25 protein-coding genes are annotated in these 23,346 nt (G+C 62.7%); 19 read left to right on the forward strand and 6 right to left on the reverse strand.

Translation table 11 applies throughout. The features are described 5' to 3' along the window. The first annotated feature begins 46 nt into the window (after positions 1 to 46). The 4 genes from gmhB (at position 47) to CLU88_RS18220 (ending at position 3,133) form a co-directional block, all read left to right on the forward strand. Positions 47 to 661 carry a D-glycero-beta-D-manno-heptose 1,7-bisphosphate 7-phosphatase gene (gene gmhB, locus CLU88_RS18205; protein ID WP_099657801.1) on the forward strand — a complete coding sequence of 205 codons (615 nt, stop codon included), beginning with the start codon at positions 47 to 49 and terminating at the stop codon, positions 659 to 661. 66 nt (positions 662 to 727) lie between these two features. Then, entirely contained in the window at positions 728 to 1,540 is an 813-nt protein-coding gene (locus tag CLU88_RS18210; RefSeq protein WP_099657802.1) for a 1-acyl-sn-glycerol-3-phosphate acyltransferase, read from the forward strand. Next, positions 1,540 to 2,634: a M48 family metallopeptidase gene (locus CLU88_RS18215; protein ID WP_099657803.1), complete on the forward strand. Its 1,095-nt coding sequence runs from the start codon at positions 1,540 to 1,542 to the stop codon at positions 2,632 to 2,634. Before CLU88_RS18210 ends, CLU88_RS18215 begins: the two co-directional genes overlap by 1 nt. A 79-nt stretch (positions 2,635 to 2,713) precedes the next feature. Next, the gene (locus tag CLU88_RS18220) at positions 2,714 to 3,133 is read left to right on the forward strand and encodes a rhodanese-like domain-containing protein (protein WP_099657804.1); all 420 of its coding nucleotides are present in this window, start codon (positions 2,714 to 2,716) and stop codon (positions 3,131 to 3,133) included. 137 nt (positions 3,134 to 3,270) lie between these two features. Here CLU88_RS18220 and lysM read toward each other — a convergent pair whose 3' ends face one another. Continuing rightward, positions 3,271 to 3,771 (reverse strand): peptidoglycan-binding protein LysM, encoded by a 501-nt coding sequence (lysM, locus tag CLU88_RS18225; protein ID WP_099657805.1) that lies wholly within the window; start codon positions 3,769 to 3,771, stop codon positions 3,271 to 3,273. 293 nt (positions 3,772 to 4,064) lie between these two features. Between lysM and CLU88_RS18230 the strand changes: the two genes are divergently transcribed. After that, positions 4,065 to 4,409, forward strand: a complete 345-nt coding sequence (locus tag CLU88_RS18230) for a hypothetical protein (RefSeq protein ID WP_143226047.1) — start codon at positions 4,065 to 4,067, stop codon at positions 4,407 to 4,409. 932 nt (positions 4,410 to 5,341) lie between these two features. On the opposite strand, the gene CLU88_RS18240 is transcribed toward CLU88_RS18230, so the two are convergent. After that, entirely contained in the window at positions 5,342 to 5,656 is a 315-nt protein-coding gene (locus tag CLU88_RS18240; protein ID WP_099657808.1) for a hypothetical protein, read from the reverse strand. 240 nt (positions 5,657 to 5,896) lie between these two features. Here CLU88_RS18240 and CLU88_RS18245 point away from each other — a divergent pair, with 240 nt between their 5' ends. Next, complete coding sequence (locus CLU88_RS18245) at positions 5,897 to 6,673, forward strand: type III pantothenate kinase (RefSeq protein WP_099657809.1); 777 nt, start codon at positions 5,897 to 5,899, stop codon at positions 6,671 to 6,673. A 266-nt stretch (positions 6,674 to 6,939) separates the two neighbouring features. On the opposite strand, the gene CLU88_RS18250 is transcribed toward CLU88_RS18245, so the two are convergent. From CLU88_RS18250 to CLU88_RS18260, 3 genes are all read right to left on the reverse strand, one after another. Further along, positions 6,940 to 7,719: a hypothetical protein gene (locus CLU88_RS18250; RefSeq protein ID WP_099657810.1), complete on the reverse strand. Its 780-nt coding sequence runs from the start codon at positions 7,717 to 7,719 to the stop codon at positions 6,940 to 6,942. A gap of 75 nt (positions 7,720 to 7,794) precedes the next feature. After that, positions 7,795 to 8,472, reverse strand: a complete 678-nt coding sequence (locus tag CLU88_RS18255) for a TetR/AcrR family transcriptional regulator (protein WP_099657811.1) — start codon at positions 8,470 to 8,472, stop codon at positions 7,795 to 7,797. 291 nt (positions 8,473 to 8,763) lie between these two features. Then, positions 8,764 to 9,342 (reverse strand): phasin family protein, encoded by a 579-nt coding sequence (locus CLU88_RS18260; protein ID WP_099657812.1) that lies wholly within the window; start codon positions 9,340 to 9,342, stop codon positions 8,764 to 8,766. A gap of 183 nt (positions 9,343 to 9,525) precedes the next feature. Here CLU88_RS18260 and rfbB point away from each other — a divergent pair, with 183 nt between their 5' ends. The 4 genes from rfbB (at position 9,526) to rfbC (ending at position 13,049) form a co-directional block, all read left to right on the forward strand. Beyond that, positions 9,526 to 10,608 carry a dTDP-glucose 4,6-dehydratase gene (rfbB, locus tag CLU88_RS18265; RefSeq protein WP_099657813.1) on the forward strand — a complete coding sequence of 361 codons (1,083 nt, stop codon included), beginning with the start codon at positions 9,526 to 9,528 and terminating at the stop codon, positions 10,606 to 10,608. After that, on the forward strand, positions 10,605 to 11,495 hold the full coding sequence (gene rfbD, locus CLU88_RS18270) for a dTDP-4-dehydrorhamnose reductase (protein WP_099657814.1): 891 nt from the start codon (positions 10,605 to 10,607) through the stop codon (positions 11,493 to 11,495). Before rfbB ends, rfbD begins: the two co-directional genes overlap by 4 nt. 66 nt (positions 11,496 to 11,561) lie before the next feature. Then, entirely contained in the window at positions 11,562 to 12,458 is an 897-nt protein-coding gene (gene rfbA / locus CLU88_RS18275; protein ID WP_099657815.1) for a glucose-1-phosphate thymidylyltransferase RfbA, read from the forward strand. A gap of 42 nt (positions 12,459 to 12,500) precedes the next feature. Further along, the gene (gene rfbC / locus CLU88_RS18280) at positions 12,501 to 13,049 is read left to right on the forward strand and encodes a dTDP-4-dehydrorhamnose 3,5-epimerase (protein ID WP_099657816.1); all 549 of its coding nucleotides are present in this window, start codon (positions 12,501 to 12,503) and stop codon (positions 13,047 to 13,049) included. A 31-nt stretch (positions 13,050 to 13,080) separates the two neighbouring features. Here the strand turns inward: rfbC and CLU88_RS18285 are convergent, their stop codons facing one another. Next, positions 13,081 to 15,051 (reverse strand): beta-galactosidase, encoded by a 1,971-nt coding sequence (locus CLU88_RS18285; protein ID WP_233205523.1) that lies wholly within the window; start codon positions 15,049 to 15,051, stop codon positions 13,081 to 13,083. A 287-nt stretch (positions 15,052 to 15,338) separates the two neighbouring features. On the opposite strand from CLU88_RS18285, the gene gspE reads away from it, so the two are divergent. The 9 genes from gspE (at position 15,339) to gspM (ending at position 23,333) form a co-directional block, all read left to right on the forward strand. Next, positions 15,339 to 17,066 carry a type II secretion system ATPase GspE gene (gspE, locus tag CLU88_RS18290; RefSeq protein WP_099657817.1) on the forward strand — a complete coding sequence of 576 codons (1,728 nt, stop codon included), beginning with the start codon at positions 15,339 to 15,341 and terminating at the stop codon, positions 17,064 to 17,066. Continuing rightward, positions 17,059 to 18,330: a type II secretion system F family protein gene (locus tag CLU88_RS18295; protein ID WP_099657818.1), complete on the forward strand. Its 1,272-nt coding sequence runs from the start codon at positions 17,059 to 17,061 to the stop codon at positions 18,328 to 18,330. Before gspE ends, CLU88_RS18295 begins: the two co-directional genes overlap by 8 nt. A gap of 78 nt (positions 18,331 to 18,408) precedes the next feature. After that, positions 18,409 to 18,867 carry a type II secretion system major pseudopilin GspG gene (gene gspG / locus CLU88_RS18300; RefSeq protein ID WP_099657819.1) on the forward strand — a complete coding sequence of 153 codons (459 nt, stop codon included), beginning with the start codon at positions 18,409 to 18,411 and terminating at the stop codon, positions 18,865 to 18,867. A gap of 55 nt (positions 18,868 to 18,922) precedes the next feature. Continuing rightward, entirely contained in the window at positions 18,923 to 19,408 is a 486-nt protein-coding gene (locus CLU88_RS18305) for a GspH/FimT family pseudopilin (protein WP_233195149.1), read from the forward strand. After that, positions 19,405 to 19,812 (forward strand): prepilin-type N-terminal cleavage/methylation domain-containing protein, encoded by a 408-nt coding sequence (locus CLU88_RS18310; RefSeq protein ID WP_099657821.1) that lies wholly within the window; start codon positions 19,405 to 19,407, stop codon positions 19,810 to 19,812. The genes CLU88_RS18305 and CLU88_RS18310 overlap by 4 nt, the downstream gene beginning before the upstream one ends. Continuing rightward, positions 19,809 to 20,504, forward strand: coding sequence for a prepilin-type N-terminal cleavage/methylation domain-containing protein (locus tag CLU88_RS18315; protein ID WP_099657822.1), 696 nt, complete (start codon positions 19,809 to 19,811; stop codon positions 20,502 to 20,504). The genes CLU88_RS18310 and CLU88_RS18315 overlap by 4 nt, the downstream gene beginning before the upstream one ends. Positions 20,505 to 20,569: 65 nt before the next feature. Next, a complete protein-coding gene (locus CLU88_RS18320; protein WP_233205524.1) occupies positions 20,570 to 21,409 on the forward strand; it encodes a general secretion pathway protein GspK in 840 nt (279 codons plus the stop codon). A gap of 11 nt (positions 21,410 to 21,420) precedes the next feature. Further along, complete coding sequence (locus tag CLU88_RS18325; protein WP_099657823.1) at positions 21,421 to 22,776, forward strand: PilN domain-containing protein; 1,356 nt, start codon at positions 21,421 to 21,423, stop codon at positions 22,774 to 22,776. Beyond that, positions 22,773 to 23,333 (forward strand): type II secretion system protein GspM, encoded by a 561-nt coding sequence (gene gspM, locus CLU88_RS18330; RefSeq protein WP_099657824.1) that lies wholly within the window; start codon positions 22,773 to 22,775, stop codon positions 23,331 to 23,333. The genes CLU88_RS18325 and gspM overlap by 4 nt, the downstream gene beginning before the upstream one ends. The last annotated feature ends 13 nt before the right edge of the window (positions 23,334 to 23,346 follow it).

Genomic DNA, 23,346 nt, shown 5'->3' on the forward strand with positions numbered 1-23,346 from the left:
CACGCCTTCTGCTAGGCTGGCGGTTCTCACAAGGTAGACCCCTCTCATGAAACTCGCCATCCTGGACCGTGACGGCCTGCTCAATGCCTTGGGCGATGACTACATCACCTCGGCAGACGACTGGGTGCCCGTGCCTGGCGCGCTGGAGGCCATTGCCCGCCTCAACCATGCGGGCTGGCATGTGGTGGTGGCCACCAACCAGCCTGGGCTGGGGCGGGGGTTGCTGGACGTGGTGGCGCTCAATGCCATCCACGCCAAGCTGCACCGCCAGGTGGCCGCTGTGGGCGGGCGCATTGACGCGGTCTTCTACTGCCCCCATGCGGCCGACGAAGAGTGCACTTGCCGCAAGCCCGCACCGGGCCTGCTGGAGCAGATTTGCGACCGCTATGGCGTGGAGCCGCACGATGTGCTGGTGGTGGGCAATTGCCTGGCGCACCTGCAGGCCGGGGCCGCCCTGGGCGCGCAGCTGCATGTGGTGTGCACCGGGCACTCCGCCGCGCTGGTGCCAGGGCAGCCCTTGCCCGCCGTGTGGCCGCAAGGCACGCAGGTGCATGCCAGCCTGGCGCAGTGGGTGGAGCAATTGCTGCCCGCCACGGCCCAGGCATCGCCCCCACCTGCGCCACCCTCGGCGCCCCCTGCAGTGCCTGGCGTGGCGGCTTGATACTATAAAAACAATAGCTGCTAGCGCTTATGTATCAAGCGCTAGCGGCCTGAAAGACTCATAACTATGGCGTTGATCCGATCCATCATCCACATGCTGTGGATGGCCATCACCGTGGTGCCCTACACGCTCGCCATTTTGCTGGCGTCGCTGGTGGGCCTGCGCGGTGCGCCGGTTTACCGCATTGCGCGCGCCTGGCTGGCGCTGAGCGTGAACAGCGCCCGCCCGCTGCTGGGCATTCACTACCGTATCACCGGCGCTGAGCATTTGCCCAAGGATGCGCAGGGCGGTGCGGTGCTGCTGGTCAAGCACCAGTCCACCTACGAGACGTTTTTGATGCCCGCGATCATGCCGCGCCCGCTGGCCTACGTGTTCAAGAAAGAGCTGCTGTACGTGCCGTTCTTCGGCTGGTCCATTGGGCGGCTGGACATGATCCACATCGACCGCAGCGCCCGCGCCCGGGCTTTCCACAAAGTGGTGCAGCAGGGCAAGGCGCTGCTGGCCAAAGGCACCTGGGTCATCATGTTCCCTGAAGGCACGCGGGTGGAGCGGGGCGAGAAGGGTCAGTACAAAAACGGCGGCACGCGCCTGGCCATCGACGCGGGCGCGCCAGTGATCCCGGTCGCCGTGACCTCGGCCAAGGTGTGGCCGCGCAAGGCCTTCATCAAGCGCCCGGGCGTGGTGGATGTGTCCATTGGCCAGCCCATCCCCACGGCGGGCCGCCAGGCCGATGAGCTGATGCGCGAGGTGGAGGCCTGGATCGAAGCCGAAATGCGCCGCCTGGACCCAGACGCCTACCGCGATGCCCCCGAGCTGGCATCCACCCCAGACGCAGCGGCGCAGCCGCCAGCGCCCACCGACCTCAGCGACGGCCTGTGATGGAGCGATTGGTGCAACTGGCGCTGGACCTGTTTGACCCGCAGGGCGTGCAGCGCAGCGTGGCGCCCGCCCCGGGGGCTGCGCCTGTGCCCTCGCCCAACCAGGCCAAGGCACCGAGGGGCCGCACCCCACCCGCGCCGCCTGGGCGCCAGCGGGCGGCCCCGGTGCCGCAGGGTTTGAAGCAAAAAAGGCCGCTGGCGCCCATTAATAAAGCGCTGACAGCTCCTGAAGTCATAGCAATGCAGCCTTTGCGCAGCGCTCCGCCTGCGCCCATCGCATCCTTGCTGCCCCCCACTGAATTCCGCCACCCCCAGGCCAACCGCGAGGTGCTGCTGGGCGATGCGCTGGTGGCTTACTCGCTGCACCGCTCGCGGCGCAGCACCATTGGCTTCACCGTGGGAGCCGATGGCTTGGCCGTGCGCGCCCCGACCTGGGTGGCCTTGTCGGCCGTGGATGGCGTGCTGCGTGAGCGCAGCGCCTGGGTGATGACCAAGCTGGTGCAGGCGCGCGAGCGCCAGCAGCGGCTGGAGGGTGGGCGCATTTGTTGGGCCAATGGCGTGGTGCTGCCCTACATGGGCCACCCCCTGCAAGTGGTGCTGGACCCGACCCAAAGCCGCAGCGGGCGGGGCGGGGCGCTGGTGGCCGCAGTGCCAGTCCCAGCGAATGCTGACCAGCCTGCCGATGCCCCGGCCGCAGGCACCCCTGCGCAACTGTTCATCGGCCTGCCCGCCGACGCCAGCGCCGCGCAAATCCGCGACGCCGTGCTGGCCTGGCTGATGCGCGATGCGCGCCGCTACTTCATCGAGCGGCTGGACCACTTTGCCCCGCTGCTGGGCGTGCAGTGGACGAGCCTGCGCCTGTCCAGCGCCGAAACGCGCTGGGGCAGCGCCAAGGCCGATGGCTCCATCCGCCTGAACTGGCGGCTGGTGCACTACCGCACGGCCGTCATCGACTACGTGGTGGCCCACGAACTGGCCCACCTGCAGGTGATGGACCACAGCCCCCGCTTTTGGAACACCGTGGCCACCGTGGTGCCCGACTACGCCGAATTGCGCAACCACTTGCGCGAAGAGCCTGCGCCGCTGCTGGACTAGCTCCCGACGCTGAACACTGAATGCCCAGCACCGACCGCGCCTATCTGTCCAACCTCCCAGCGTCAAAAGGAAACCGACCATGACCTCCCCCCAAGCCATCGCCCTGGCCGCAGGCTACGCCGGTGACATCACCCCCCAGCAAGCCTGGCAGTGGGTGCAAGACGGCACCGCCGTGCTGGTGGACGTGCGCAGCAGCGCCGAGCTGGAATGGGTGGGCCGCGTGCCCAACGCCGCCGCTGTGCCGTGGAAGCAATGGCCCGGCATGGCCATGAACCCTGACTTTGATGCTCAGCTGCGCGCCGCTGTGCCCCAAGGCCATAGCGTGGTGCTGCTGTGCCGCAGCGGCGTGCGCTCCATCGCCGCCGCCAAGCGAGCGACCGAGCTGGGGCTCACGGCCTACAACATCCTCGAAGGCTTTGAAGGCGACCCGGACGACAACGGCCAGCGCGGGCGCAAGGGCGGCTGGCGCTTTCACGGCCTGCCCTGGCGGCAGGGCTGAGCGCTCACCCTGAGACCGCCTCTGCGGGGGCTTTTCATCCAGGCGCGGGCCAGGGATGAAATGGGTGCTCCTAAAAAAAGAGCTGCCAGCGCTTATCTATCAAGCGCTGGCAGCTCTTTTTGCTTAAAGACTGCAGCTCACTGGGCCAGTGGTGGAATGCGCAGCTTCTGGCCGGGGTAGATCTTGTCGGGGTGGCTGAGCATGGGCTTGTTCGCCTCGAAAATCACGGGGTACTTGTTGGCATCGCCGTAGAACTTCTTGGCAATGGCCGACAGGGTGTCGCCGCGCACCACGTCGTGGTACTGGGCTTCGGGCGCGGGGGCCGACACGGCCATCAGGTTGTCCACGTCTTTCACGCTGGCCACGTTGCCGCAGCACAGGGTGACTTTCTCCTTGGCCTCCTGCGTAGGGGCCTGGCCTTGCACCACCACCTTGCCGCTGGTGCCGTCAAACGCCACCTGTACGCCTTGCACGCCCAGGTTTTGCGAGGCGATATAGGCCTCGATGGCCCGCGCGGCCTTGTCGTTCAGGTCTTGCAAGGGAGCGGGGTTGCTGCCCGCCTGGGCCGCCGCGGCCTCCACCTCTTTGCCGCCAAACAGCTTTTCGCCCGCCTCTTTGATGAAACTGAAAAGACCCATGAGATACCTCCTAGTGGTGCCAATGTTGGGAGACCCACTGTAGAGCGAATGTGCGACAAAAGGGTGTAGGCCAAGCGCGCATGAAAATTTTTGACAATTGCGTGGAAGTGCATGCAGAGTGCTTTGGCATGCCCCGGAGGTCTGGATATTCTGGTAACGGAGACTCATCAAGCCAGCGACATGAACAGCAGCAGCGGATATCCTCGGTCACCGGCAGCAAACGGCCAGAACGAGTCGTTCGTTTGCTGGTAGGGGTTTCCGCAAACTGGTCATCCAAAAATTGAGCTAGGAATATGCCGTCAGTCCTGATCCGTCTTGATCCCCGGCACATGGTGAACCCAGACACTGATCTTCGGTACATCGTGCCTGATCGCTTGGCTGAAGTTTCGAACGGCCTGCTGGCATACAGCGGCTGCGACTATGAGGAAATCACAAATGCAATGCTCATCTACCTCTCCACTGCAAACTTGGACGCAGCGCTCCCCTTCGTGATCGAAGTCTTGGAGAACGAAATGATCTACGACAACCGGCTTGCCGATTCTGCCAAGGTGGGGGCTTCACCGCTCGATCAGTCGGAGCGACCAGCAGACTTCACCATCATCTACCCACGTGCCGAAGCTGGAGAACGGATGGGGTAACCCGCAGCGCAGTCGGCCAGAAGCGGACGAAAAGTGACATTCCACATCATCAGCAGGGAGCAAAATGCCAAACCGGCCGCGAAGTGTTTTTCGGATTCTTCTTTGCATCGCTTCCTTTGTCTTGCTCGAGATTGGCGTCGCCTGGGGCGCCTCCGCACTCGCTGTCGCTTGGTATAGGAACAAATACGGCATTCCGGTTCAAGAGGATCTCTCGAACGACATGGGGTTAGGTATGGTCCTCATGTTTTCGGTTCTGCCCGTGCTTTTTGTCGCCATCCCATTTTCGCTGTGGGGCAGTCTTAAGGTAGCGAGGAAAGTCCTTCCTTAGAGATGATCGGTTTCAAGCATAAGCAAAGACCGCAATGGGCCCTGAGCAGCCGATTGGCCTTGTTCCCCAAAGCGGTCATTGACTCAAGACGAATTGATCGGCAGCATCATTCACATGAATCGACCATTCGACTTTGAAGGTTTGTTTACTCTCTTCGCGTCGCACCGGCCAGTGACCTCGGGCTATCGACCTCAGCACGCCCTTTACGAAAACTATCAGACTAGCGGGATGCACATGTATCCAGCGCACGGCCTCGTTTGCCCTGGGGAGACAGCGATGGTCGAAGTGCATCTGATTTCGCCCGAGGTTTATCCACATTGCCTCTGGGAAGGCCGGACATTGCAAGTATTGGAGGGCTCTTGCCTGGTCGGGTCTTTGGAAGTAACGCGCATAGCTACCAAAGGTCTTCGCACTTCCCCAGAGAAATATCAATCACTCTGGGTAGAGCCTGCGGAGTTGCGGGGGCGCTCTTGAGGTCCGACCCATTATTGCGGCGGACCCGCGCCAGCTACGCTGATTGATCCGCTGAATATCAATATTGAACGTCCGCTTTCATATGCCGCGACCGGCTCCTCTTGGCCGAAAGAAGTCCAGTCATCAGGTATCAACTCTCGGATCCGAACAGCTTCGGCAGCGTTCGATCCACGTACTCATGCAGGTAGGAATTGCCGCCGCAAAACTCTAAAGTCTTTTCACTGGTGCGGAATGTCAGCATTGGTGAAACACTTTCCCCGTCAGCAACGAATCCTGCCGTATCGTCGATGAGGCTGGCAATTGCAAAGCCTATGCTACTGGTGAGGTGATGGACCATATCCTCAGGCGCATCAACCTTTTCCAGCTCCGACTTGATAGCTCGTAGAAGTTCGGTTGTTAAAGCTTGTTGGAGGCGGTCAAAGGCCCCGGTGTTGACCAAATTCATGTTGTTCCCTCGGCTTTTCTCGGCCGTTAGTGGATGTCAGTTTGTGGCCGAATTCTGACCGACAAGATCGCCGTTTTCGGATCTCAGCGACCTACATCGCCGTCGGCGGCGTGACCAGATCAAAAGGGGCTGAGCGTTCAGGAATGACCGGAAGCCGGTCCGTCCGGCAGGTGACAGTGCCTGTATCTTTGTGTATCCCGCGTTTCGGGGGGCTTGGCAAAACTCGGGATAATCCGCTCCATGACATTTCTGGCCATCGACGTCGGCAACACCCGTCTCAAATGGGCGTTGTACGACGCTCACTGCCCCGGCGCAGCGCTCATCGCGCATGGTGCCGAGTTTCTCGACCACATCGACCGCTTGGCCGAAAGCAGCTGGGCCCAGTTGCCCGCACCTGCGCACATGCTGGGCTGCGTGGTGGCCGGAGACGCTGCCAAGCGCCGGGTGCAAGAGCAGATGGAGCAAATGGTGCGCTGGGACGTGGCGCCGCAGTGGGTGGTGTCGTCGGCCGAAGAGGCGGGACTCACCAACGGCTACGACTACCCCTCGCGTCTGGGCTCGGACCGCTGGGTGGCCATGGTGGGCGCACGCCACCATGTGCTGGCCCAAGGGCTTGCGCGGCCGCTGGTGGTAGTGATGGTGGGCACGGCGGTGACGGTGGAGTGCATCGACGCCGAGGGCAAGTTTCTGGGCGGGCTCATCCTGCCGGGCCACGGCATCATGCTGCGCGCGCTGGAGACCGGCACCGCCGGGCTGCATGTGCCCACGGGCGAGGTGCAGACCTTTCCTACCAACACCAGCGATGCCCTGACCAGTGGCGGCACCTATGCCATTGCCGGGGCTGTGGAGCGCATGTACCAGCACCTGCTGCAGCATTGTGGGCAAGAGCCTGCATGCATCATGACCGGCGGCGCCGGCTGGAAGATGGCGCCCAGCATGACCCGGCCGTTTGAATTGGTGGACAACCTGATTTTTGACGGCCTCTTGGAGATTGCGGCGCGCCGCTTTGGCGGTTGATTGGGGCGATTTGATGGGGTAGGCGGGGTCATCTCCATTTGCCCCACGTCTCTTGCGCCGCACCGCTATCCTTCCTCACCACTAGGTGTGATCCCCTCACCGTTCGGGCTGAGCTTGTCGAAGCCTGGGCACAGGCCGCGCCAGCCCTTCAACAGGCTCAGGGTGAGCGGGTCAGGGGTGTACTGGTTAGTTGCCTATCCGCCCCCTCAGCACAACCCAACCCCCAACCGTTCGGGCTGAATCGCACAGTATGGCTATCAGCTCTTTCAGCCCTCTTCGTGCAACTCGGTGCGGGCCATGGCCACGTGCAGTTCTTCCATCGCATCCAGCGGCTCGCAGGCGGCGGCCCGCTCGTACAGCGCCGTTGCTTCGTCCATGCGGGGCTCGCCTTCGAGCATGACCAGGGCGTTGGCGTAGTCCACCAGGCCAATGGCCGAGCCGGGGTGCAGCGCCAGCGCCTCTTCAAACAGCTGCAAGCCCGTCTCTTTCTTGGCGCCGTAGGTCATGCCGCCAATCAAGGCCCCCACCTTGTCGATCACCTCGGCGTGGAAGGTGCCCAAGGCGATGCGCGCCTCGACATGCCGGGGCGACAAGGCGATGGCTTTTTCCAGTGACTCCTTGATTTGCTGCCCCAGCCCTTGCGCCAGGGCCTTGGCCACGCTGATGCCCTGGCAATACCGGCCCAGGGCATAGGCGTTCCAGTACCAGGCATTGGCGTGCTGTGGGTCTGCAGCAGCCTGGGCCTGGGCACGTTCTGCCATCTGCATGAACAGGTCGAGCCGGGTCTTTTCGCGCGGCTCCAGGTAGGTGGCGTACACCGCCGTGGCTTTGTTGGCCGCCGTGATGCCTGCGCCGCCCGCCGCCAGCCCGGCGGCCACGGCCTGCTCGAACTCGCCGTTATGGAACAGCACCCAGGCCTGCAGCGCAGCGGGGTCTTGCGGGCAAGGCTCGGCATCGCCCAGGTGCAGCCGGGCCCATTGTTGTTGCACACGGATGGCGTCCCAGGCGTAGTCGCTGGTGTGGGGGAAGGGGGTCCAGTGGGCCATGGTGTGTCTCCTTGGTGTTGTTGTGGGCTGGGTGGCTGGTGATGGGTGGAGTGGCGTGCTGGCGGCCTTGGGCGGTCAGGGCGCTGTGCCTTCGGCCTGGGGCGGGGCATAGGCCCCCGTCAGCGCTTGCAGGTGGCTGCGCTGCGCAGCGTCCAGGTAGGGCAGCAGCAGGCTCAGCACATGCTGGGCGCCCCGCAGCAGGGCCTGCTGGGCATTGGCGGGCTCCAGTGCATGGCGCGGGTCGCGCACGTATTCGTAGCTGAGCCAGTAGGTCAGCACCACCACCATGCTGGTGGCGGTGGTGTGCTGGGTGGGGGCGTCCATGTGCAGTGCCTGGGCCGCGCACATGCCTTGCAGCAGGGTTTGCACGGCGTGCTCCTTGCGCTGCAGTACGGCTTGCAGGTGGGTTTCGAGTCTACGGTTTTTGGACAGCAGGTCGTTCAGGTCGCGGTACAAAAACCGGTACTGCCAGATCAGCTCAAACAGGGTGTGCAGAAAGAACCATGCGTCTTCCACGTTGTGCACGCTGTCGCTGGCCTGCAGCAGCTCGTTCAGCGCGGCTTCGTACTGATCGAACAGCGTGTTGATCAGCGCGTCTTTGGCGGGGTAGTGGTAGTAAAGGTTGCCGGGGCTGATGCGCAGCTCGGCAGAGATCAGGGTGGTGGAGACATTGGGCTCGCCGAACCGGTTGAACAGGTCCAGCGTCACTTCCAGAATGCGTTGTGCCGTGCGGCGCGGCGCTTTCTTGGCCATGGGTGTCGCCCCCTTTTGCGGTGTTGTAGGTGTCTCCGGGGCGCTGCTGTCACATCGCGTTGCCAAAGGCTACCGAGGTACACGGCGCCGCGACTCGTTTAGAAGCTCCCTGGCACTTACTCTAACCCAGCCAAAAATGCTGCAGTGCGGCATACCCCCGTGAATTTCCTAGGGATTTCCCATGCCGCGGTACGGCAGCACCGCAGGCTGGGGGCACCACGCCCTGCCACCAGCGGCCAGGTGCTGAGCCGACCCGTGCTGGCCACTGGCCGGGTTACGCCGTGCAGGCGGTTACTTGGCCGCTGGCTTGCGTGCGCGGGGCGTGGCCTTTTTGGTGGGGGTGGGATGGGCGGCTTTGCCTGCGGTTTTTCCGGCAGTGGTGCTGGTGGCCTTGCCTGCTGCTCTGCCTGCGGTTTTGGCAGGCGCCTTGGCAGTGCGTGGTGCGCTGGTCTTGCGGGCCTGGGCCAGTTCGGCGGTCAGGGCGTCAATGCGTTCGTGCAGGGCTTGCAGGTCCCGCGCGGTGGGGATGCCCAGCCGCCCCAGGGCCTTGGCCACGCGGTCTTCAAAAATGGTCTCCAGCTTGTCCCATTGGCCTGCGGCGCGCGAGCCCATCTCGTTGGCTGCGCTGGCCATGCGTTGCGTGGCCTCGGTGATTTTTTCCTCGGCCACGGTCTGGGTCTTGCGCTGCAGGGTGGTGCCTTCCTTCACCAGCGCTTCAAACACCTTGCCGCCTTCTGCCTGGGCCTTGGAGAACGCGCCCAGCCCCGCCAGCCAAATCTGCTGCGCCGATTCCTTGACCGCATCGCTCAACGGCACGCCGCCCAAGGGGTTGCCGTCCGTGCCAAAGGGAAAAGATTTCTTGCTTGCCATCGAGAGCCTCCTGTTAGGGATAGTGAATACACACAATAAGCACTGTACGGTGCGTGCTGGCTTGTGGGCTAGGTGAGGCTGTCTAGACCCATCCGGGCTGGCGGTAAATCCCGTTACATGCCTGTGCCGGTGGGTGGGATAATCCCCAGCTTCGCCTGCAGGCGTATCAACACTGCCCTTCCTATGATTTTGGTAACTGGCGGCGCCGGCTTCATTGGCGCCAACTTCGTGCTCGACTGGATTGCCAACGGCGACGAGCCCGTGGTCAACCTCGACAAACTCACCTACGCAGGCAACCTGCACAACCTCGCTAGCGTGCAGGGCAACCCCCGCCACGTCTTTGTGCAGGGCGACATTGGCGACACCGCCTTGCTCGCGCGCCTGCTGGCCGAGCACCAGCCCCGTGCCATCGTCAACTTCGCGGCCGAATCGCATGTGGACCGCTCCATCCACGGCCCCGAAGACTTCATCCAGACCAACGTCGTCGGCACCTTCAGGCTTTTGGAGGCTGCAAGGCAATACTGGCAAGCGCTGCCAGCTATCAAAAAAGAAGCGTTCCGCTTCCTGCACGTCTCCACCGACGAGGTCTACGGCACCCTCTCGGCCACCGACCCGGCCTTCACCGAAGACAACACCTACGAGCCCAACAGCCCGTACTCGGCCAGCAAGGCCGCCAGCGACCACCTGGTGCGCGCCTGGCACCACACCTACGGCCTGCCGGTGCTCACCACCAACTGCAGCAACAACTACGGCCCGCTGCACTTCCCGGAAAAACTCATCCCCCTCATGATCGTCAACGCCCTGGCAGGCAAAAACCTGCCCGTGTACGGCGACGGCATGCAGGTGCGCGACTGGCTTTATGTGCGTGACCACTGCAGCGCCATCCGCCGCGTGCTCGAAGCTGGCCGCCTGGGCGAGACCTACAACGTGGGCGGCTGGAACGAAAAGCCCAACATCGACATCGTCAACACCGTGTGCGCCCTGCTCGACGAGCTGCGCCCCCGCGCCGACGGCCAGAGCTACCGCACCCAGATCACCTACGTCACCGACCGCCCCGGCCACGACCGCCGCTACGCCATCGACGCCCGCAAGATCGAGCGCGAGCTGGGCTGGAAGCCTGCCGAGACGTTTGACACCGGCATCCGCAAGACCGTGCAGTGGTACCTGGACAACCCTGGGTGGGTGGCGCAGGTGCAATCGGGCGCGTACCGCGAATGGGTGCAAAAGCAATACCAAGCCAACGCTACGGCAAAGGTTGTGGCATGAACATCCTGCTTTTTGGCAAAGGCGGCCAGGTCGGCTGGGAGTTGCAACGCAGCCTGGCCGTGCTGGGCCAAGTCACGGCCCTGGACCATGACAGCACCGACCATTGCGGCGACTTCGCCAACCCCGAAGGCATCGCCGCCACCGTGCGCGCCCTCCGGCCTGACGTCATCGTCAATGCCGCGGCCCACACCGCCGTGGACAAGGCCGAGAGCGAGCCCGAACTGGCCCGCCTGCTCAACGCCACCACCCCCGGCGTGCTGGCCCGCGAGGCTGCCGCCCTGGGCGCCTGGCTGGTGCACTACAGCACCGACTATGTGTTTGACGGCAGCGGCACCCGTCCCTGGGTTGAGAGCGACACCCCCGCGCCCCTGAGCGTGTATGGCCGCACCAAGCTCGAAGGCGAGCAGCTCATCCAGCAATCGGGCGCCAAGCACCTCATCCTGCGCACCAGCTGGGTGTATGCCGCGCGCGGCGGCAACTTTGCCAAGACCATGCTGCGCCTGGCGCAAGAGCGCGAGCGCCTCACCGTCATCGACGACCAGTGGGGCGCCCCCACGGGTGCCGAGTTGCTGGCCGATGTGACGGCCCATGCCATCCGCCACCTGCAGCAGCGCCCGCAAGACGCGGGCCTGTACCACCTGGTGGCGGGCGGCGAAGTGACCTGGAATGGCTATGCAAAATTCGTGATTGAGCACGCCAATAAAGCGCAATCAGCTATCAAAATAGTAGCGAATGAAATTGCACCCGTGCCCACCAGCGCCTTCCCCACGCCCGCCGTGCGCCCCCACAACTCGCGTTTGGACACCACCAAGCTGCAAACCACCTTCGGCCTCACCTTGCCGCACTGGCAAGCAGGGGTTGAGCGCATGCTGACCGAAATCCTGTAAGCACATCGGCTGCGGCGCCCCGTGCGCCTGCACGTACTTCCAAGCCCTTTTACGGACCCGCCCCAAATGACCCCATCCACCCCCCAGCGCAAAGGCATCATTCTGGCCGGCGGCTCCGGCACGCGCCTGCACCCGGCCACGCTGGCCATCAGCAAGCAACTGCTGCCGGTGTACGACAAGCCCATGATCTACTACCCGCTGAGCACCCTCATGCTGGCGAGCATCCGCGACATCCTGGTCATCAGCACCCCGCAAGACACGCCACGCTTTGAGCAACTGCTGGGCGACGGCAGCCAATGGGGCCTGAACCTGCAATACGCCGTGCAAGCCAGCCCCGACGGCCTGGCGCAGGCCTTTGTGATTGGCGAGCAATTCGTCGGCAACGCCCCCTCGGCTTTGGTGTTGGGCGACAACATCTTCCACGGCCACGACTTCCATGAACTGCTGGGCAGCGCCAGCGCCCGCACCGAGGGCGCCAGCGTCTTCGCCTACCACGTGCACGACCCCGAGCGCTACGGCGTTGCCGAATTCGACGCCCAAGGCCGAGTCCTGTCCCTGGAAGAAAAGCCCAAGGCTCCCAAGTCCAACTACGCCGTCACGGGCCTGTACTTTTACGACAACCAGGTCGTCAACCTGGCCAAGGGCCTCAAGCCCTCCGCCCGGGGTGAATACGAAATCACCGACCTGAACCGCCTGTACCTGGAGCAAGGCCAGCTCAACGTCGAAATCATGGGCCGAGGCTACGCCTGGCTGGACACCGGCACCCACGAAAGCCTGCTCGAAGCCGGCCAATTCATCGCCACCCTGGAACACCGCCAGGGCCTCAAAATCGCCTGCCTGGAAGAAATCGCCTGGCGCCAACGCTGGATCGACGACGCCCAGCTAGAACGCCTGGCCCAGCCGCTCACCAAGAGCGGGTATGGGCAGTACCTGATGCGGGTGCTCAAAGAGAAGATTTACTAAACCGCCGCTGCCTACCGTTATTTGCATCCAACGCCATTGCCCATGAAAGCCACCCGCCTCGCCATTCCCGACGTTGTGTTGATCGAACCCAAAGTGTTCGGAGACGCCCGTGGTTTTTTCTTTGAAAGCTTCAACCAAAAAGCCTTCAACGAAGCCACGGGAACCCAGCACGAATTTGTGCAAGACAACCACAGCCGCAGCGCCAAGGGGGTGCTGCGCGGCTTGCACTACCAGATCCAGCAACCCCAAGGCAAGCTGGTGCGCGTGGTGCGCGGGGCCGTGTTGGATGTGGCGGTGGACATTCGCAAAAGCTCGCCCACCTTCGGCCAATGGGTGGCAGAGGAGCTGAGCGAAGACAACCACCGCCAACTGTGGGTGCCACCGGGCTTTGCGCACGGGTTTGTGGTGCTCAGCGAGATGGCGGAGTTTTTGTACAAGACCACGGACTACTACGCGCCGCAGTATGAGCGCAGCATCGCTTGGAATGATCCCACCTTGGCCATTGACTGGCGCCTGCAGGGCGAGCAGCCGCTGCTATCGGCCAAGGATGCGCAGGGGCTGGCATTGAACCTGGCTGAGGTGTTTGACTGATTTGCCGATCGGCTGGATCGGCTTGGCCGGTTTAGCGGCTGCCTGGGTTGCCGGGCGCGGAGTGCTCCAGCGTTTGCTGTGCAGCCCGGTACAGGGCGTCTGACCGAAACTGCTGGTTCTCCGGGTCAATGGAGAAGATGTTGTGACCGCGCTCCACCCGCTGGCCTTCCCAGCGGGGCTCCATGAAGAATGACAGGAATGCAGCGCCGCGCCGCTGGTGGGCTTGCAGTGTCTTGTTCCACTCGGTGGCATCCATGCCCTTGAGCGGGTGGAACTCTGTCACGCCATAGGCCTCTGGGCCGGAGCGGGGGGCTCGCAAGCGTTGGCGCTGGGCGTACCACGCGCCGAATGAGTCCCCGTAGCTGGCTTCTCCGTACAGGCTTACACCGAGACGGATGTTGTGCAGACCCGCCAGTGATTCCTCGACAGCAAATTTCTGTGCATCCCAACCGGGGTTGGAGAACGGCACGATCTGGTGCGTGTAGGTGGGCACATTGTGTAGGCAGGATGGCTGCACCACTGCTTTGCCAAATGCTTCGATGTACTGCGCCACTTGCTTGGCCCTGAAGGTGTGCCAAAGGGGCACCAAAGGGTTGTAGTAGTAGGAGCTGAGTTGGGCAGGGCTGTCGATATGCGCCTGCCAGGCCGCAACGGCTGGTGCCGCTTGGGTTGCGGTTTGCGGCAGCTGGCCTGCCAAGGGCTGCTCCAACGGGGTGGCTTGTTGTCGGTCCATGATCGCCACTTGGCGGGTTCCCAGTGGGGCCAGGGGGCGCATATCTTCTTGCAGATAAAAGTCCAGCCGGTGTAGCCCAGCGGGCCAGTGGCGAAAGTCCAGGTCCACCCGCCAGCCTGTGTTGGCTTCGCCAAACTCTGGTTTGGCCTGCAGCACATCCTGGCGGCTCAGGCTGATGGGAGCACGTCCCGCCAATTCGCCATTGCGATAGACCAGCACTTGGGCGTGGCTGCCTGGTGCGCGGCCTGCCCGAAACGCCCAGCCTGATACGGGCAGCACCCCTTGGGCATAGGAGTCGATGTGTTCATTGAAGTGGGCAAGGGGCTCTGTGCGGATGTCCTTGGACGGGGGGGTGATCGCCTCCCATGAGGCAAAGCTGCCACCCACGGCTCTGTTGAGCGCCTCGATCGTGCCGAATTGGGTGCGCAGAAAGTCCTGAAAGCCTGCTTGCGATGCCGGGCTGTAGTCGGTGACGCGGTAGGGCCCGCCAAAGCCCATGCCCTGCTCGAAGTCCGGAAAGTAGTGGTGTACCTCGCCCAGCAGCGTGACCGCGCGGATCTTGCTGCGGTGGCGGGGCTCCAGCGCGCACAAGGCGCCCACCATGGCGGCAGCAGCCTCTCTGCGCCGCAGATTGACGGGGGCTTCGGGGTCGGCAATGTTCCAGTAGTACACCGGCTCGCCGTAGTACTTGCCTGCAGGCATGGGGCCGTCGGGGGTTTGCGCCAGGTTGCGTGGATCGGCAGCCAGAGCCTGTTCCAACGGGGCGTGGGACGCGAAGTGGGTTGCAAACAGGTACACCACCACGGGGCGCTCACTGTCGCGCACAGTGCGCGCCAGTTTGTCCACCAGCGGTTGGTCAATCTGCCAGCCCCCTGCTTGTTCTTTGAAGAGTTGCAGCAGCGGTACGGGCAAGGTGTAGCCCAGCTCCCAGCCCTCCCGCACAGCCGAGTGGCTTACTCCAGCGGTTGTGCGGGTGGATGCGAGTTCCCGCAGGGTGGCCTCTACCAGCGCAGCTGCCGAGCCCTGTGCGTTGCTGCACTGTGTTTGCAGTGAGTCCGGTTGCGGTGCGCTGCTGGCGGGCAGGATGCAGGGTTCGATCACCCCAATCATGGGCGCCAGCACCATGGGCTGCTGGCGGGGCAGTGGGCCGTCAGGTTGGGTGAGATGGGAGTGCAGCCTCCATCCCCCCGCGCCCAGTGCTCCCGCCAAGCTGGCTGCCAGCGCACTGAGCCACCAGCCAGAGCGCAGAAGAGAGGGAGAGGTGTTCATGGGCACGTGCGGGCAAAGGTAAAGTTTTGAAATTATGCCCAAATTGGCTTCTGGCGCTTTATTTAAAAGCGTTAGAAGCTATAAAAATAATAGCGTTTATGCGTGTGCTTGCGCTAGGTACGCCTTGTCGCGTAGAGATTGCAAGACCTGGCACAGCCAGCGCATGCAGCCCTGACGAGGCGGCGCAGCTACACTCTGGCCCTTCCACGCTGTTGGTGCCTGCCTGAATTTCCCGCTCCCGGGAAGCGCAGGTGCTAAAAAACCACGGCACGTGATCCTTGATCCGCATGACCCTCACAGAACCCACCTTTGCAAATCCTTTGTCACAGCCCGCGCCTGAGCGTGAGCGACTGGGCGAAATGCTGGTTAAAGCCGGCAAGCTGTCGGCCCGCGACTTGGAGCGTGCCCTTTCTGCGCAGCAGGAGTTGGGCAATCTGCTGGGGCAGGTGCTGGTCCAGTTGGGGGTGGTGTCTGAGCTGGATGTAGCGCATGCGCTGGCCCGTCAGCTCAATATCCCGTTCCTTGCTGTGGATGCGTTTCCGGCAGAGCCCCCCGAGGTGCCTGGGCTGCTGTCGGAGTTCCTGCATACCAATGCGGTGTATCCGCTCTCGGTGACGGATGGTGAGCTGGCCGTGGCCATGGCACGTCCGCAAGATGCGTTTGTGCTCAAGGCGCTGCGCCTGTCCACCGGGCTCGCCATCCGCCCTCACCTAGCGCTGGAAGCCGACATTGAAAAAGCCCTGTCCGAGCCGGTGAGCGAGGAGGTGCAGGAAGAGTCCGACGATTTCGACACCGGCAATGATGCGGGCGACTTTGTCGAGCACCTCAAGGATCTGGCCAGCGAAGCGCCGGTGATCCGCCTGGTGAACGCCATCGTCAGCCGTGTGATCGATATGCGGGCCTCGGACATCCATCTGGAACCCTTCGATGACGGCTTGCATGTGCGGTATCGCGTGGATGGTGTCATTCACAACGCCGATGTGGTTCCCCCTCGACTGAGTGCCGCCGTCAACTCGCGGGTGAAGCTGCTGGCGCACCTGGACATTGCAGAGCGCCGACTTCCGCAGGACGGGCGCATCAAGATGCGTGTGAAGGGCCGCGAGTTGGATCTGCGTGTTTCTACCGTGCCTACGGTGCACGGTGAAAGCGTGGTGATGCGGGTTCTTGACCGTGCCAGCGTGCGCTTGGATCTGGAAAAGATGGGGTTTGAATCCGATCTGCTGGTGCGCTTCAACGCACTGTTGGCCAAGCCGCACGGCATCCTGCTCGTCACGGGGCCCACAGGCTCTGGCAAGACCACTACGCTCTATGCCGCGCTGGCCAAGCTTGATTCGGCCACGCAGAAAATTATCACCGTCGAAGACCCGGTGGAATACCAGCTCGAAGGCATCAACCAGATCCAGGTGCACGCGCAGATCAATCTGACGTTTGCCAATGCCTTGCGCTCTATCTTGCGCCAAGACCCTGACATCATCATGATCGGGGAAATGCGCGACGGCGAGACCGCTCAAATTGCGGTGCAGTCCGCGCTCACCGGCCACTTGGTGCTCTCCACACTGCACACCAACACCGCAGCGGGGGCGATCATCCGCATGCAGGACATGGGTGTGGAACGCTATCTGATCACCTCAGCAGTCAACGGCGTGTTGGCCCAGCGCCTGGTGCGCACGCTGTGCGAACACTGCAAGGAGCCCTACACCATGGAGCCTGCTCTGATACAGGGCTCGGGTCTGGAGCGCTTTTGCAAACCCGGCACGCAGGTCTACCGCCCTGTCGGGTGTGAAGAGTGCCGCGGCTCTGGCTATAAGGGGCGCACCGGTATCCACGAACTGCTGGTGCTGGACGAACCCATGCGCCGTGCCGTGCTGGACGGGCGCGATGCCAGCGTGCTGCATGGCATTGCCCTGCAGTCGGGCATGCTGAGCCTGCACGAAGATGGCCTGCGCAAGGTGGCTGCAGGCGTGACCACCTTGGACGAATTGGCCCGAGTGACGCAGGATCAGTCCGATGCCTGATTTTTTCTGGCGAGCCGCTGCCGCAGACGGCAATGTAGCCACTGGGCGGCTGAGTGCTGCCAACGAAGTCGCGGCTATCCGCCAGTTGCGCAGCCAAGGCCTGACCCCTCTGGCGGTGCAAGATGCTGAGCAGGCTGCGCGCACGGGTATGGCACAGGCCGTACAGTCGGCTGCCCCCGTGGCTGGCGAGGGAGGCTTTCGACCTGCCAAGGTGCGAGTCGACAAAAGCCCCGTCAAGGCCAAGGACGTGTTGGCCTTCACTTCTGAGCTGGCCATCATGCTGCGCGCCGGGCTAGCGCTGGACAACGCTTTGCGCGTGCTGATCGAGATGAGCTACAAGCCCGCAGTGGGCGCCTTGCTGCAGGGTATTTTGGAGGCCGTCAAGGGTGGTACCCCACTCAGCCGCGCCTTGCAAGCCCATCGCGACCTGTTTGGTGACTTCTATATCAACATGGTCCGCTCTGGCGAGGCCAGTGGCCAGATGTCTGGCGTGTTGGACCGGTTGGTGGAGCATCTGGAGCGCCAGCGCGCGCTGCGCGAGAGTGTTGTCTCCGCCACCATCTACCCCGCCATTCTGGTCACGGTGGCCATCATTTCGTTGGTGGTCATGCTGGGCTTTGTGGTGCCCCAGTTTGAAAAACTGTTTGCCGAGATGGGCGATGCCTTGCCCATGCCTACGCGCATCGTGATGGGGCTTGGTAAGGCCTTCACACAGTACGGTTTGGTCATCGGCATTGCGGTGGTGGGGCTGGGCGGGCTGGTTGGTCGCTGGCTGCGCTCCCCTGGTGGGCGCAGCTGGTGGCAGTCGCGCCTGTTGCGTCTGCCACTGGTGGGTGGTATCGCGCTGAAATACCAGCTCACACTTTTCTCGCGCTCGTTGGGAACCCTGCTCGGCAATGGTGTTCCCATGCTCACGGCTCTGCACATCGCTACCGATACGGTGGGCAATGTCGTGTTGCAACAATCGTTGGTGCGGGTCGCCCCCATCGTCAAGGAAGGGGGGCGGGTCGTGCAGGCCCTTCAGTCCACAGGCATTTTTGAGCCCCTGGCCATCAATCTGGTCCGCGTGGGCGAAGAAACGGGCCGCGTGGGCCCCATGATGCTGGAGCTGGCGGCTATTTTGAACCGCGAGGTGGAGACCGGCATCAAACGCCTGCTGACCCTGGTCGAGCCCGTGCTGATTTTGGTGCTGGGGGTACTGATTGCCGCCATCATCGTGTCCATCCTGATGGGGATTCTCTCGGTCAACGATCTGGCTGTGTAGCCCGCGCAGGTTTCCCATTGCATCTCAGTCTTGTCCGTCTTTCATCTGTTTTCACTATTTCGTGCAAGGAGCCTCTTCATGGCAATTTCCCTCATTCAACGCATTCTTGGCAAAACGCCCCGTGCTGCGGTGCGTCGCTCCAAGGGTTTCACCCTGATCGAATTGCTGGTGGTGTTGGCCATTCTCACCATGCTGGCAGGTTTGGTCGGGCCTAAGGTGCTGAACCAGTTGGGTGGCGCTAAGTCCAAAACGGCCAGTGTCCAGATTTCCGATCTCGACAAATCGATGGAGCTGTTCAAGCTGGACGTGGGCCGCTATCCCACGACGGAAGAGGGGCTGGAGGCTCTGATGAAGCGCCCTGGCTCCGTCAATGGCTGGAATGGCCCCTACCTCAGGGGTGAACTGCCTAAAGACCCTTGGGGCAATGCCTACCGTTATGCAAACCCTGGTAACGGTAATTTTGAAATCGTCTCGCTTGGCTCCGATGGCGCCCCTGGGGGCGAGGGTGAAGCTGCAGACATCCGCAACAAGCCCTGAGGCCTGAGTCATTTGCATGGAGCGGCCCATTGGGTGCCGTGCAACAGGAGCCGTCGTGTACGCAGCCGCAGCTTTTTCTGACCGGCGCAGGGGCTTGCAACGCCCGGGCGGCTTCACCTTGGTGGAGCTGCTGGTGGTGTTCGCCATCATGGCGCTGCTGGCCGCGCTGACGCCCTTGGCATATGACCGCTTCAAAGCCTCATCCGAATACAGGGACACCGTGCGAACCATGATGGGGCAGATGCGGGCAGCCCGGCAAAAGGCGCTGACCGAGGGGCGTGAAGTACGCTTCTCGCTGGACATGCGCCAGCGCCTGTATCGGGTGGATGGTGCCGCGCCCAAAGTGCTGCCAACCTCATTGGATGTCAAAGCCACGGTGGCGAGCACCGAAACCACCCAGAACGTAGCCGCCATCCGCTTCCTGCCCCAAGGTGGGGCTACCGGCGGGAGCATTGAGATTCTGCGGGCCACAGGTGCAGGCACTCGGCTGCGCGTGGACTGGCTGTCAGGGCGTGTCACACAGGAGGCACTCCTGCCGTGACATCGTCTGCACGCCGTCAAGGCGGCTTCACCATTTTGGAATTGCTGGTGGCATTTGCCATCATGGCCATTTCCTTGGGCATGCTCTATCGCGCATCGGGCGGCAGCGTCCGGGCTGTCGGAGACATGGAGCACTATCAGCGTGCTACCGTGCTGGCGGAGTCGATCTTGGCCATGCGCGATGCAATCCCTGAAGAGGGTTGGGCCGAAGCGGGGCAGGTGGCGGGGTTTGACTGGCGTGTGGCCAGTGCGCCCTATCCCACGGAAGTCAACAGCCCTACCGCCACGCCCCTGCACGAAATCCGCGTGGTGGTTTCTTGGCCGCAGGGGGGGCGCATTCGGCAACTGGAATTGGCAACCCTGCGCCCGCAAAAGAAACCCACCCAAGGAGGTGCAAGGCTATGAGACGCGGTGCTTCCTCCTGGCGGCCTCAGGTGCAACTTCGCAGTTCAGGCGGCTTCACCTTGGTGGAAATGCTTGTGGCCATGACCTTGCTGTCGTTGCTGGTGCTTGCCATGGGCTCAGCGCTGCGCGCTACGGCCCAGACGGAGGAGCGTGTGGACCAACGCCTCGCCCGCAACGACGAACTTCGGGTGACATCAGGCTTTTTGCAGTCTGTGCTGGGCCGCGTTTCCGGTCAGCGGCGCGCGGGCATCACGTCGGTGGATGAGAGCCCCTTTCTCTTTCGCGCCGATTCCAAGGAGTTGGTCTGGGTCGGTGTCATGCCTGCCCGCTACGGTGCTGCGGGTCGCCAGTTTTTCCGATTGAGTCAGGCGAACTCTGGTAACTCTGGGGCTCTGCTCCTTCAGTTCATGCCCATGGATGAGCCTGTACTACCTGCCAATTGGGACAGTGCAACCACCGAGGTGCTGGTGCGTGATCTGACGGATTTCTCTTTGCAATATCAGGATGCTGGGCTGGACAAACCTGAGTGGCAAGCTGCATGGGAATCCAAAGAGCGCGTGCCCACCCATGTTCTGGTGTCGCTTGCCACCCGCAATGGTGGAGTGTGGCCTCCCCTGGTGGTGGCCATGCGCCCCTTGATTGGGAGCGATCCATTTGCCGCAGGCATGGCCACATTTGGTGGGTCGCGTTGAGCATGTTGTCTGTGTCGCAATCGTCTGTTGCCTCTCGCTCAACCCGTCGTGCGGTTGGTGGGCGGGTGATCCACCGCCGTGGTGTGGTCTTGGTTGCAGTGCTGTGGATCGTCATGGCGCTTTCCATCATCGTCACCGGCTTGAGCCGTTCCGTGCGCGACGAGGCTCGCATGTTGTCATTGGCTAGGCAAGGTGCACAGGCCAGTGCGTTGGGGGATGCCGCGATCCAGCTGGTGCTGCAGCAGATGGGCGCGGAGCCGAAGCCGGTAGATCGCATGACCACGGTACAAGTCCAATATATGGGCCAAGAGATTGGCGTGCAGGTCATGCCCCTTAACGGGTTGGTGGACATCAACAGTGCCCAGATCCCTTTGCTTGTGCGTTTGCTGACGGTCGCAGGCGGTTTGGCCGAGGGCGCTGCGACACCGGTGGCTCAGGCCATCGTGGATTACCGTGAACAGCGTTTGGCGCAAGGCGTTCCCCGACGGTTTGAGGCGGTGGAAGATCTCATGCGCGTGCCTGGGGTCAATTACGACCTCTATGCTAGACTTTCTGGCCTCGTTACGGCCGACATACGCAGCAGTGGCATGGTGAACCCCCTGGCCGCGCCGCCTGCGGTCTTGCAGGTGCTGGCAGGGGGCAATGCCGAGTTGGTCAGCCAGATCGACGCTCGTCGTCAGTCGGGCCAGCCGGGGATTGACATGACCGGACTGGATGCTGCCTTTGTTGGTTCAGGAACCGTCCGGCGCTATCGGCTGCAGGCCCGTGTTTCTGCAGCAGACGGCGGCGCCTACTTCGTCACGCGCTACGTGGATATCAACCCTCGTTCTCGCGATGGATTTCCCTGGACCACCTTTCATATGCAGCGCGAGGTTGAGCCCATTCCGCTTCGCTCAAGTCCCTGACAGAAAGATTCATGTCTCTCATATCCTCTGATGCCCGGTTTTTGGGCGTTGATCTTGCCTTGCTGTGGCGTGACATGCGCGAGCCTTGGCGCAATGTCCACCAATGGCCAGTGTTTGCGTGGCTCACCCCTCAACCTGCAGTGCTTTTGCACCAGGCCGACGGCCAGCGGTCGATCTGGGAGGGGGGGCAAAAAACCAGCGCCCGAATTGCTCCGCAATTCTCGGCGGTGGAGTTGCCTGACGAGTATGTTCTTCGCAGATCCTTGCGGCTGCCTGCTATGGCGCATGAAGACGCGATAGCCGCCATGACCCTTGAGGCGCGCAGTGCCAGTCCATTTGATCCTGCTGATTTGGTTTGGGGATACAGCAGTCAGGGCCGAGGTCTTTCCGGCGGGGGGCTGTTGGAGCTCGTCATCGCCTCGCGTAAGCAGGTTGCAGAGTATCTGGCTGCCCTGCCTGCGGGTGTTTCGGCCGCGTTGGCCAAGGCTGCGCCCGAAGTCTGGGTGCTGGGTGGCGCCGGGGCGCCGGCAATACTTTCTGGTTACGGCGAGACCGCCCGCGAAGCCTTTTGCGTGCGCCGCCGACGCTGGGGCTTCATGCTGCTGGCCGGACTGGCACTAGGGGCCGCGGTGATTGCAGTCACGCCCTCCATTCAGCTGCGCGCTCGTGCGATGGACGCTGCTGCTGCCTATGAAGATATCGCTGCGAAGTCGGCCTCGGCCGTTCGGCAGCGAGAGCAGCTCATGGCTTCGGTCGATTCGTTGGGTGCGCTGGCAGAGTTGACCAATGGACGCATCGAGCCTTTGTTGGTGCTTGACAAGCTGACGCAAGTGCTGCCCGACGATGTGGCGCTACAAAGTTTCAAGCTCCAAGGAAATAAGCTTTCTTTCGGTGGGCAGACGGGCAATGCTTCTGCACTGATGCAACTGCTGGGAGAAGTGCCGGGCTTTAAAGAGGTGCACGCGCCCACGGCGGCAACCCGTTTTGGAATCACCGGGAAAGAGGTGTTTTCCGTGGAGTTGGTGCTGGATCCGGAGGTGTTCGGTATCAAGACGGTGCCTTTGGCAGCACCCGCGGGATTGGATAGCGCAATGGCGCCATCGCCAGATACCAGTGCGTCAGCGCCTGTGGAAGCCGCCTCTGCACCCGTGCAACCTGCGTCGGCAGCATCGCTTGCTGCCAGCAATCCTCAGGCTGCAGCCGGTGTACAGCCGCCTGTACCTGTGCCTGGTGGCTCAACGGGGGGCAGTGGGGGAGCCACTTTTGGTGGAGGTGCTACTTTTGGCGGTCGGGCTACAGTCGCTGCGCCGACACCGGCGGCCTCGTCTCCTGCGACGGCCCCCGCACGCAAAGGGGGGCAGCCATGAACATGCAGAAAAACCGCCGCCAGCTCGCCTTATTGGTCAGTCTGCTGCTCGTTTTGGCGCCGCTGGTGGCGCTTGGGCTCTATGTCTATGAAAAGCACCAAGGCGCCAGTGCCCGTTTGGAGCAATTGGAGCCACGTTACGCGCGTCTGAAGGGGCTTGCTGCCCAAGAATCCGATATTGCTCTATTGCTGGAGCATGTCCGCAAGGCGGGCGATCAGTACGTGTACCCGGCTTCTCAGGATGCGGCACAGGCTGGAAATGCTGCGCAGCAGCGCATCCGCGAGATCCTTACGGCCGCAGGTCTGCAGATCAGCAGCAGCCAAGTCTTGCCACCCAAGCCTGAGAAAGGTTTTGAGCGCATTCCTCTGTCTTTTCGTGCAGAAGGTGAGCTGTTGGCCCTTGAAAGCGCCTTGGCTGTGCTCTCCACTCAGTTGCCCCTCATCTTGATCCAGGACATGGAGGTTCAGCCGATAGGGGGGCTGCAAACCCTTCCTGCCGGGGTATCGCCGCGTTTGGCTGTGCAGTTCAGTTTCAGTATTTTGCGGGGGCAAAAATGAGGCGTAACGCACT

The sequence above is a fragment of the Acidovorax sp. 56 genome (assembly GCF_002749705.1).
Lineage (GTDB): Bacteria > Pseudomonadota > Gammaproteobacteria > Burkholderiales > Burkholderiaceae_C > Acidovorax.